This is a genomic window from Pseudomonas sp. TWI923, from assembly GCF_039673365.1.
GTDB lineage: Bacteria > Pseudomonadota > Gammaproteobacteria > Pseudomonadales > Pseudomonadaceae > Aquipseudomonas > Aquipseudomonas sichuanensis.
Genome location: NZ_JBDJLM010000113.1, coordinates 1 through 10,211, shown reverse-complemented (window position 1 = coordinate 10,211; position 10,211 = coordinate 1). Strand labels below are relative to the sequence as shown.

Here is a 10,211-nt window from a genome sequence, read left to right as displayed (position 1 = left end):
ATGGGCCGACGACGGCAGCTTCGAGACCCGCCTGGCCTGGGACCCGAACATCCGCCTGACTTATGTCACCGATGCCCACGGCCAGGAGACCTGGCACTACTACGACGCCCTGGGCTACACCTACCGCCTGATCCACCCGGACGGCCGGGAGGAGTGGCTGTTCCGCGACCCGCGCAAGAACGTCATCCGCCACGTGCACCCCGACGGCAGCCAGGACCGCTACGCCTACGATGAACGCAGCAACCTGCTGCAGCACATCCGCGCCGACCACAGCACGGTGCACTACGCCTACGACGATCACGACCAGCCGATCAAACTGCGCGATGCCGAGGGTGGCTTGTGGCTACGCGACTATGACGAGCGCGGCAACCTGGTCGAAAGCGTCGATCCGCTGGGTAACAAGACCGAGTTCGCCTACACCCCGGCCGGGTTGGTCAAGGCGATCAAGGATGCGTTGGGCAACGAAAAGACACTCGCCTACAACGACGCCGGGCAGTTGCTTGAGTACACCGACTGCTCGGGCAAGAGCAGTGCCTGGGCCTACAACACCCTTGGCCAGCTGACCGACTTCACCGATGCGGCGGGCTACACGACCGCCTACGAATACCAGGCCGGGCAACTGGCCAAGGTCACCCATCCCGACAAGACCGAAGAGCGCTTCAACTACGATGCCGAAGGCCGTCTGCTGGCGCATGTCGATGCCCTCGAGCGCTGCACCACCTGGGCCTACAGCGCCGCAGGCCTGCTGAGCGAACGCATCGACGCCAACGAACACACCCTGCGTTATCGCTGGGACAAGCTTGGCCGCTTGATCGGCCTGGAAAACGAGAACGCGAGCAAGGCCACCTTCCTCTACGACCCGGTGGGCCGGCTGCTGCAGGAGACCGGCTTCGATGGCCTGGTCACCCGCTACCAGTACGACCCGCATAGCGGTCGCCTCGCCTCGACCCAGGTTGGCCAGCGCCGTATCGAATTGACCTTCGACCCCATGGGCCGATTGAGTGAGCGTACGGCCCGCCTGGGTAACCAGAGCCAGCGCGAAACCTTCGCCTACGACGGCAACGGCCAACTGATCCAGGCAGTGAACGCCGCCAGCAAGCTGCAATGGTTCTTTGATGACGCCGGCAACCTGAGCCGCGAGCATCAGTATTACCTGGCCACCGGCACGCCGATGGTTGCGGTGTGGCAGCACCAGTACGACGCGCTCAACCAGCGCACCGCGACGATTCGCCCGGACGGCCACAAGGTCAGCTGGTTGACTTACGGCAGTGGCCACCTGCTCGGCATGACCCTCGACCAGCACGAAATGCTGGCCTACGAGCGCGATGACCTGCACCGCGAAATCGTGCGGCATCAGGGCAATAAGTTGATGCAGACCCAGGCCTGGGACCCGGCCGGGCGTTTGCAGGAGCAGCTGCTGGGCAGCCATGACGGCCAGTCCACGTTGCTCAAGCGTCAGTACCGCTACGACGCTGCCAGCCAGTTGACCAACATCAACGACAGCCGTCGTGGTCCGTTGGAGTACCAGTACGACCCGGTAGGCCGCCTGCTCAAGGCCACCAGCCGCCTGGGCGTGGAAACCTTCGCCTTCGACCCGGCCGGCAACCTGCTGGACCAGAAGACTCAGGAGCTGAATCGCCCGCTGGAAGCCGATCCACGCCGTAACAAGCTGATGGACAACCTGCTGCGCGAGTACGCCGGGACTCACTACAAATACGACGAACGCGGCAACCTGATCCACCGGTTGCACAACGGGTCCCATGCCCACTTCACCTGGGACCTGTTCGACCGGCTGGCCTCATACAACGATGACAAGCTCAAGGTTGACTACAGCTACGACGCCCTGGGCCGACGCCTGCACAAGTATTCGGTGGCGCATTTCTGGGATCGCCCCGAGGCGGGCACCGGCTGGAACCAGCTGCAACGGGCCAAGCGCCAGCGCGAACTCGGCTGTGGCTTCACCCTGTTCGGTTGGGATGGTGACACGCTAGCCTGGGAAAGCTCACCGCCTCTCGATGAAGGCGATACCGGGCGTACGGTGCATTACCTGTATGAGCCGGGCAGCTTCGTGCCGGTTGCCCAGGCCCTGCGCAAGAGCCCGATCCGGCTGCACAAGGTGCCGGACTGGAGTCAGCGCGAGTACGACTTCGAGCAGGATCCGCTGTGGCATACCGAGGTGAAACCACAGCCGTTCGAGGCGATTGCCTGGTATCACTGCGACCACCTCGGCACGCCTATGGAACTGACCGATGAGCAAGGCAATGTCGCTTGGGCCGGACAGTACAAGGCCTGGGGTGAGGTGCGCGAAGAGCGCTCGGCGTGGGCCAAGCAGCACGGCCTAGGTAACCCGATTCGCTTCCAAGGGCAGTACCACGACCATGAGACGGGGCTGCACTACAATCGCTATCGATATTTTGACTTCCAACTTGGCAGGTTTATAAGCAGCGACCCTATAAAATATTCTGGCGGCTTAAATTTATTTGTCTACTCCCCCAATCCTATTTCCTGGATCGACCCGCTAGGTCTATCTAAAAAAATGGGTGACACAGTATGCAGTTGTGAGATCTGCCCAGACAAACCGAAAGAAATTGACCCAAGAAACCTAAGGTCCAGGCAGAGCCGCGCAGAAATGTCGCGAAATAAAGTTGACAAACTTGCTTCAAGGATGCGAAAGAACGGCTACGATCATGATCACCCGGTGGATGTAGCAGAGGTCAATGGTCAGATAATAATAATCGACGGGCATCATAGAGCTCAGGCTGCGAGCAAAGCAGGTATGCCCAAGGCTCCAGTTATAGTGCATGAAGTTGATCCAGAAGTCGCAAAGAAACTTGAGAATGATATGTATGAGTCGAGGTGCTCATGAAAAAAATTACAAAAAAAGAATTCATTGAGATAACCAAAGACTTTTCGGATATTCAGCAGCAATTAGTGTGCGCCTACCTGGTACTGGCAAAGAATGGAAAAAGCTGGCCGAAACATGGGGTTATAAAAATTAATCAGGAGTCTTGGAGGTTCAAAAAGCACGGAGCAGGAATATGCTTTAAAAAGCGCTCTACAGGCGAACTAATAGATGCCCATGACGACATGGAAAAAAACCCAGGAAAGCTCGATGCCTGGAGAATTCAGAACTATTTATCTTCAATAGAGGAGATGGAGATTGAGCTGCTTGGAAAGCACTACCACTCACACAATGACGACGACATTGAGGAGCTTCTGCGCATATGCCATATAAATAATTGAGTAACGGGGAGTGGCTTTATTTTTTTAATGGCCTCATGTAGAGAAAATAAATCCCCCCCTAGCCGGATGTAGATGCACCACACACGCAGTTGGGTAGGAGAGATGGACGCAGAGGTGCTTATAATCAGGCCCGTGAATGGGGATATGAGAACGGAAACCTTGTTCCCATCCGTGACATTGATTTTATTGATCATGGCCGTCCTCAAAACCACCCGTGCCCACATCAGCATAACTGGCTCCCGAACCCTACAGGGGGAACACGGCAGCACGGCACCGCAATCCCTATGGAGATGCCATGATGCAAATGCTCTCATTTCCTATGTATAGTCCGAGTGGCTCGAAGATTTCACTTGAAGATGTGCTAGGGTTCATCCCTGATAATTCATGGAGTTGGTATATATTCGATTTTTACGGGGTGGGTTGCCCTCCATCAGGAAACTCAATGGACTCTTTTGAAGAGAACATCCGATCTTCGAATAATGGCATTTCCATGACATGGCCTGAGCTGAGATTTTTTGCACGTTCATTGGAGCAGACAATAGACTTGCAACTGATTGCAGCAAAAGCTGGAGCAATCCTCTGTCGCGAAGAAATAGAAGCTAAAAATCTCAGTAATGTCGAAATATTTATCGAGGCGGCCGATAGCTCTGAGTGGTCTATCTGGGCGCGTGACACCACAATATGTCATCGCATCCGAGGTGTGGTTTAAAGACTGATGCCGCCGGCAAGTTTCGGCTGCTGCAGAGAACTCTCATGGCGGCAAGGATTTTGCGGTTGGAAAATCTGATCGAAAAACTACAAGGCTGGTACAGCAGTCAATGCAATGATGTTTGGGAACATTCATTCGGCATTGAGATCTCCAACATTGACAACCCAGGCTGGAAAATCAAAATCACTGGCGCAAATAGCAAAAGCAACCTAAATATCAATATTGAAAGAAGCGACACGGACTGGATAGTAATCAACGCAGACGACACAGCATTTCAAGCATATGGCGGCTCACTAAATCTACAAGAGCTTCTGGAAACGGCTGCTAAATGGCTTGAGTGGCCCTGCTTATCAGGTCGCGCGACCCTAGCCACTTAGCTTCATCCCGGTCGCCCTGACATTGTGCAAGAGCCCGATCCGGCTGCACAAGGTGCCGGACTGGAGCCAGCGCAAGTACGACTTCGAGCAGTATCCTTTGTGGCTACCGAGGTGAAGCCAAGGCCGTTCGAAGCGATTGCCCGGCGGTGGGGCAAATACATTTAGAATGCGTTGCCAGCGCCAGCCCCACAGCGCTGCATACCACTCCCATAGCCCGTGATGGGCGCCAAACATCACTGTTTCAACACAGGCAACACCGTGAATTCCACCGTCAAATCCCCCTCCAATCTCGCCATCGTTTGGCTCGGCGTGTTGCAAATCCTGGTCTGGGGCGGCTCGTTCTTCCTGATGGCGGTGATGGCCGCGCCGATCAGCCGCGATACCGGCTGGCCCAGCCAATGGGTGTATGGCGCACTGTCGCTGAGCCTGCTGGTTTCGGCACTGTTGGCGCCGCTGTCCAGCCGGCTGATCGCCCGCTACGGCGGGCGCCCACAGTTGGCTGCCAGCGGTGCGGTGGTGGCGCTTGGGCTGCTGCTGATGGCCGTCAGCCCCAACCTGGGGGTGTTTTTGCTGGCCTGGGCAGTGATCGGCGTGGGTATGGCCATGGGTTTGTACGAGGCGCTGTTCGCCACCCTTGGGGCGCTGTATGCCGAAGGCGCGGGCCGTGCGATCACCGGGGTGACGCTGATCGCAGGCTTTGCCTCGACGCTGTCCTGGCCCACCGTGGCGCTGATGATCGAACAGCTGGGTTGGCGCCAGGCATGTGTGCTGTATGCCGTGGTGCTGTTGCTGGTGGTGGCGCCGCTGTACTGGAAGGTGCTGCCCCCCGGCGGCCAGTTGGTTGAGCGCAAAGCTCAGGCCGGCGAGGCGGGCGAGGGCATCGACCGGCGCTTGTACCTGCTGCTGACGACGATCTTCGCCATCGGCGCGATCATCATGACCGCGATTGCCGTGCAGTTGGTTTCGGTGCTCCAGGGCATGGGGCATTCGCTGGCGGCAGCCATCGGCCTGGCTGCGATGCTCGGGCCGAGCCAGGTGGCGTCACGGCTGCTGCAGATCCTGGTGGGCCGACGGCATCCGGTGTGGACCGCGCTGGCGTGGACCGGCCTGGTACTGGTGGGGTTGCTGCTGGTGACGCTGGCCCCGGCGGCGACGGCGATCGGGTTGTTGATCTTCGGCTGCGGCAATGGCCTGCGCGCCATCGTGCGGGGGCTGTTGCCGTTGGCCATGCTGCCGCCGACGCAATACGTGTTGCTGATGGGGCGCATGTCGCGGCCGGCGCTGATTGGCCAGGCGTTGACGCCGTTGGTGGGTGGGTATCTGTTCGAGCACCTGGGGGCGTATGGGGTGCTGTACAGTCTGATCGGCCTGGCGCTGGTGAACCTGTTGCTGGTAGGGCAGGTGTTTCGGTGGGTGCGGCGGGCTGCTTGATGGGTGAAGTGCCAGACGAGCCTATGGATTACGCTCCAGGTCCAGAATTGGCAATGGCGGAGCAGGGCGTTCGAGGTCAAACGTGTTTTGTCCTGTGGGCGAGCGGCAAAGGCTGTGATAATGGCGGGCAATCACAAGGGCCATGCCATGCTGACCATCTCCAATAACGTGCATCTGCCAGATGCCGAGATCGAACTGACATACATCCGCGCGCAAGGCGCAGGTGGGCAGAATGTCAACAAGGTGTCCAGCGCCGTGCACCTGCGCTTCGACATTCCCGCCTCGTCGCTGCCCGAGTTTTACAAGGAGCGGCTGCTGGCGCTGCGTGACAGCCGCATCACCGGCGACGGCGTGTTGATCATCAAGGCCCAACAGTACCGCACCCAGGAGCAGAACCGTGCTGACGCACTGACGCGTCTTGCCGAGTTGATCATCGCTGCCGGCAAGACCGAGAAGAAGCGCCGCCCCACCAAGCCGACCCTCGGCTCGAAGACCCACCGCCTCGAAGGAAAAGCCAGGCGCAGCACTGTCAAGGCGGGGCGGGGCAAGGTGGAGTTCTAGGCTCTCCAGGAAATCCCGAGAGCCTGAACCCGATCTCGACCCGGTCTTAAGTCAAAAGTCAGATCGCGCTGAGCAGCGGCGCTATTTTGCAGGCCCCGCCAATGGGCAATGCAGCACCAGCCTGGCACCACCCAAGGGGCTGGCATCCACCTGCAACCCAAACCCATGCAGATCGACGATCGCCGCGACAATCGACAGCCCCAGGCCGAAGCCTGCGTGGCGGTGGCCTTCCTCGCTGCGGTAGAAGCGTTTGAGCACAGCCTCGCGTTCATCCGCAGGGATGCCGGGGCCACTGTCCTCGACGGCGATATGCACACCCTGTTCATCCTGGCCCGCAGCAATGCGCACCGCGCCGCCTTCAGGGGTGAACTTGATGGCATTGCCCACCAGGTTGGCCAGGGCCTCGAACAGCAATTCGCGGTCGCCATGCAGCGCGGCCAGCTGCGCGGGTTGCTCAAGGCTCAAGCGAATGCCGCCGTCTTCGGCCAGCGGTAGATAGAAATCGTGCAGTTCCACCAGCAGCGCGTGCGGATCGAGCTGGACGAAGCCGGCGCGGCGCTGGCGGTCTTCCAGTTCGCTGATGCGCAGCAAGCCGCGAAAGCGCGCCATCAGGGTGTCGGTCTCACCGATCGCCTGGTCCAGCGCTTCCCCCTCGGGCGAACCGGCGCCGCTCTGCTGGCGGATGCGATAGAGCTGGGCGCGCAGGCGCGTCAGCGGGGTGCGCAGGTCGTGGGCGATGTTGTCGCACACGCCTTTCACTTCATGCATCAAGCGCTCGATGCGGTCGAGCATGGCGTTGACGATGGCGGCCAGCATGTCCAGTTCGTCGCGGCGGGCTGACAGGGGCAGGCGGTGGGTCAGGTCGCCGGCCACTATCAGGTCGGCCTGGGCCTGAATCGCGCGGATACGCTTGAGCGGGCGGCGGCGCAGCAGGTACCAGCCGGCAAAGCCTGGGATCAGGGTCAGCGAGATGCCCCACAGCAGCGCATGCAAGATGATCCGGGTGACCACGAACAACGAGCCGTTGTCGCGCACCAGCACCAGCCAGCGGCCATCCTGCACCCGGATCGCCACGGCGTCGCAGCTGTCGCGCGGCAGGTGCGGGTCGTCGGCGTCGAGGCAGCGCTTGAGCTCATGGATCTTGCCGTCCAGGCCCAGCTCCGGCGGGATGCTGCGGATGCGCCCGCCAATCGGGTTGAGTTGCGGGTCGAACAGGCCGTAGGCGTCGAAGCTGCGCTCCTCGAAGGCCTGGCTTGCGATCAGCGCGTCGTCCAGCTGCTTGCCGCTCATGTGGGCGAACAGGTGCTGGCGCTGCATCATCGAGTGGCGGGTGAGTTTGTTCAGATAGCTGGAGACCTCGAAGTACAGCACCCCCATGAGGATGCTGCTCCAGGCCACGAAGAGGAAGCTGTACAGCGCCAGCAGGCGGCTGGTCGACGAGCTCCAGCCCTTAGACGGGTTCGGCAATGGCATAGCCGGAGCCCCGCACGGTACGGATCAGCGGGGTCTGGCCGGGGGAGTCGATCTTCTTGCGCAGGCGGCCGATGTGCACGTCGATCAGGTTGGTCCCCGGGTCGAAGTGGTAACCCCAGACTTCCTCGAAGATCATCATCCGGGTGATCACCTGGCCGGCGTGGCGCATCAGGTATTCCAGCAGCTTGTATTCGGTGGGCAGCAGGTTCAGCGCCTGCTCGCCACGGCGCGCTTCATGGCTGATCAGGTCCAGCTCCAGGTCGGCCACCGTCAGGCGGGTCTGGGTCATGGGTGTGCTGTTGCGGCGCAGCAGTACTTCGACCCGGGCGGCCATCTCGTCGGAGGCGAAGGGTTTGGTCAGGTAGTCGTCGCCGCCGGCCCGCAGGCCGCGCACCCGCTCGTCGACGTCGGACAGGGCGCTGATCATCAGGATAGGGGTGGCGATCTTCAGGTTGCGCAGGGTGGTGACGATGGTCAGGCCATCCACCTCCGGCAGCATGCGATCCAGGGTAATCAGGTCGTAGCCGCCGGCAATGGCTTTGGCCAGGCCCTCGCGGCCATTGTCGGCCCAGTCCACGTCGAGGCCGTGGCTGGAGAGTTCGGCGACGATTTCCTGGCCGGTGACGGCGTCGTCTTCAATGGTCAGTACGCGTGGCATGCGGGTTCCTGGGCGCAAAGGGGATGACTGATTGTGCCAAAGAATAGACAAACGGCGATTTAAGAAAAATTCATCTGCGCCAGGGAACCTGGCCTGAATGCAGTCGGGGCCGCTTGCGCGGCCCCGGGGTTGTTCAGCTCACCACCTGGTAGCACGGCACATAGGCCGCGCCGCCCGGCAGTTTCATCCGGTGCTGGTCGACGAACGCCTGCAGCAGGCGGCCCAGCGGGTCGAGGATCGCCGCGTCGCCGCGGATCTGGTACGGCCCGTGTTCTTCGATCAGGCGGATGCCTTTGTCCTTGACGTTGCCGGCGACGATGCCGGAGAAGGCCCGGCGCAGGTTGGCGGCCAGTTCATGGGGCGGCAGGTCGCGGCGCAGGGCCAGGTTGGCCATGTTTTCATGGGTGGGGTCGAACGGGTGCTGGAAGCCTTCGGCGATCTTCAGCAGCCAGTTGAAGTGGAATGCATCGTTGCGCTCGCGGCGGAACTGCTTGACCGCCTTGAGCCCTTCGACCATCTGCCGGGCCACCTCGGCCGGGTCGTCGATGATGATCTGGTAGTGGCGTTGCGCGGCTTCGCCAAGGGTGGCGCCGACGAAGGCGTGCAGTTGCAACAGGAACGCCTCGGCGCTGCGTGGCCCGGTGAGAATGACCGGGAAGGGCAGTTCGTGGTTGTCCGGGTGCATGAGGATGCCGAGCAGGTAGAGGAACTCCTCGGCGGTGCCGGCGCCGCCGGGGAAGATGATGATGCCGTGGCCGACGCGGACGAAGGCTTCGAGACGCTTCTCGATGTCCGGCAGGATCACCAGCTCGTTGACGATCGGGTTGGGCGCCTCGGCGGCGATGATGCCCGGTTCGGTCAGGCCCAGGTAACGGCTGCCGTGCATGCGCTGCTTGGCGTGGGCGATGGTGGCGCCCTTCATCGGGCCTTTCATCACGCCCGGGCCGCAGCCGGTGCAGACGTCCAGCTTGCGCAGGCCCAACTCGTGGCCGACTTTCTTGGTGTACTGGTATTCCTCGCTGCTGATCGAGTGGCCGCCCCAGCACACGACCATTTTCGGCTCGACGCCCGGGCGCAGGGTGCGCGCGTTGCGCAGCAGGTGGAAGACGTAGTCGGTGAGGCCTTGCGAGCTCTCCAGGTCGATGCGCTGGCTGGCCAGCTCGCTTTCGGTGTAGACGATGTCGCGCAGGGCGCTGAACAGCATTTCGCGGGTGCTGGCGATCATCTCGCCATCGACGAAGGCATCGGCCGGGGCGTTGAGCAGCTCGAGGCGCACGCCGCGGTCCTGTTGATGAATGCGCACCTCGAAGTCCTTGTAGGCTTCGAGAATGGTCTTGGCATTGTCGACATGGGCGCCGGTATTGAGGATTGCCAGGGCGCACTGGCGGAACAGGGTGTAGAGGCTGCCGGTACCGACTTCGCTCAGTTGCTGGACTTCACGTTGCGACAGGGTCTCCAGGCTGCCTTTGGGGCTGACGGAGGCGTTGATGACATTGCGTTGGGGCATCTAAGTCGTTCCTGTGCGGGTAAAACATCCTTCTTGGACAACACCATACAAGCAAATGTGCGGGGTAACGAGGGGGGCTTTGAAAAAGCTGGTCTGGTGAATGGGCATTGGGTGCATGGCGGGGGTTTTGTGTTGCCCTCAAGATCGAGCGCCGCCCGCGCGGCGCATCGCTGGCAAGCCAGCTCCCACATTTGTTTCGGGCCAATTATGCCTGTGAAGGTACCGCTGCCCGCCTTGGTGCATGTCTTGAGT

Annotated in this window: 9 protein-coding genes; 6 read left to right on the top strand and 3 right to left on the bottom strand. The window is 60.8% G+C overall.

Annotated features, from left to right (window positions below; translation table 11 throughout):
- From ABE459_RS24595 to arfB, 6 genes are all read left to right on the top strand, one after another.
- Positions 1-2,866 (top strand): RHS repeat-associated core domain-containing protein (locus ABE459_RS24595; protein ID WP_323831608.1); only part of this gene is annotated, 2,866 nt, incomplete at its 5' end.
- Positions 2,863-3,243, top strand: a complete 381-nt coding sequence (locus tag ABE459_RS24590) for a hypothetical protein (RefSeq protein ID WP_346648159.1) — start codon at positions 2,863-2,865, stop codon at positions 3,241-3,243. The genes ABE459_RS24595 and ABE459_RS24590, both read left to right, overlap by 4 nt.
- Before the next feature lie 295 nt (positions 3,244-3,538).
- Positions 3,539-3,952: a hypothetical protein gene (locus ABE459_RS24585; RefSeq protein WP_125463728.1), complete on the top strand. Its 414-nt coding sequence runs from the start codon at positions 3,539-3,541 to the stop codon at positions 3,950-3,952.
- Between the two features lie 65 nt (positions 3,953-4,017).
- Positions 4,018-4,329: an Imm53 family immunity protein gene (locus tag ABE459_RS24580; RefSeq protein ID WP_323831605.1), complete on the top strand. Its 312-nt coding sequence runs from the start codon at positions 4,018-4,020 to the stop codon at positions 4,327-4,329.
- A gap of 309 nt (positions 4,330-4,638) precedes the next feature.
- Positions 4,639-5,760, top strand: a complete 1,122-nt coding sequence (locus ABE459_RS24575; RefSeq protein WP_323831610.1) for an MFS transporter — start codon at positions 4,639-4,641, stop codon at positions 5,758-5,760.
- A 147-nt stretch (positions 5,761-5,907) separates the two neighbouring features.
- A complete protein-coding gene (gene arfB, locus ABE459_RS24570) occupies positions 5,908-6,321 on the top strand; it encodes an alternative ribosome rescue aminoacyl-tRNA hydrolase ArfB (protein WP_323831603.1) in 414 nt (137 codons plus the stop codon).
- A gap of 81 nt (positions 6,322-6,402) precedes the next feature.
- Here arfB and ABE459_RS24565 read toward each other — a convergent pair whose 3' ends face one another.
- The 3 genes from ABE459_RS24565 to ppnN form a co-directional block, all read right to left on the bottom strand.
- Entirely contained in the window at positions 6,403-7,794 is a 1,392-nt protein-coding gene (locus ABE459_RS24565) for a HAMP domain-containing sensor histidine kinase (protein WP_323831601.1), read from the bottom strand.
- Complete coding sequence (locus ABE459_RS24560; protein ID WP_110994605.1) at positions 7,772-8,452, bottom strand: response regulator transcription factor; 681 nt, start codon at positions 8,450-8,452, stop codon at positions 7,772-7,774. The genes ABE459_RS24565 and ABE459_RS24560 overlap by 23 nt, the downstream gene beginning before the upstream one ends.
- Before the next feature lie 133 nt (positions 8,453-8,585).
- Positions 8,586-9,959 carry a nucleotide 5'-monophosphate nucleosidase PpnN gene (gene ppnN, locus ABE459_RS24555; protein ID WP_125463733.1) on the bottom strand — a complete coding sequence of 458 codons (1,374 nt, stop codon included), beginning with the start codon at positions 9,957-9,959 and terminating at the stop codon, positions 8,586-8,588.
- Positions 9,960-10,211 lie beyond the last annotated feature (252 nt).

Bases quoted from the DNA above. Each gene is read 5' to 3' on its own strand.
- ppnN (WP_125463733.1), bottom strand. From the start codon at position 9,959: ATGCCCCAACGCAATGTCATCAACGCCTCCGTCAGCCCCAAAGGCAGC.
- ABE459_RS24565 (WP_323831601.1), bottom strand. From the start codon at position 7,794: ATGCCATTGCCGAACCCGTCTAAGGGCTGGAGCTCGTCGACCAGCCGC.
- arfB (WP_323831603.1), top strand. From the start codon at position 5,908: ATGCTGACCATCTCCAATAACGTGCATCTGCCAGATGCCGAGATCGAA.
- ABE459_RS24560 (WP_110994605.1), bottom strand. From the start codon at position 8,452: ATGCCACGCGTACTGACCATTGAAGACGACGCCGTCACCGGCCAGGAA.
- ABE459_RS24585 (WP_125463728.1), top strand. From the start codon at position 3,539: ATGATGCAAATGCTCTCATTTCCTATGTATAGTCCGAGTGGCTCGAAG.
- ABE459_RS24590 (WP_346648159.1), top strand. From the start codon at position 2,863: ATGAAAAAAATTACAAAAAAAGAATTCATTGAGATAACCAAAGACTTT.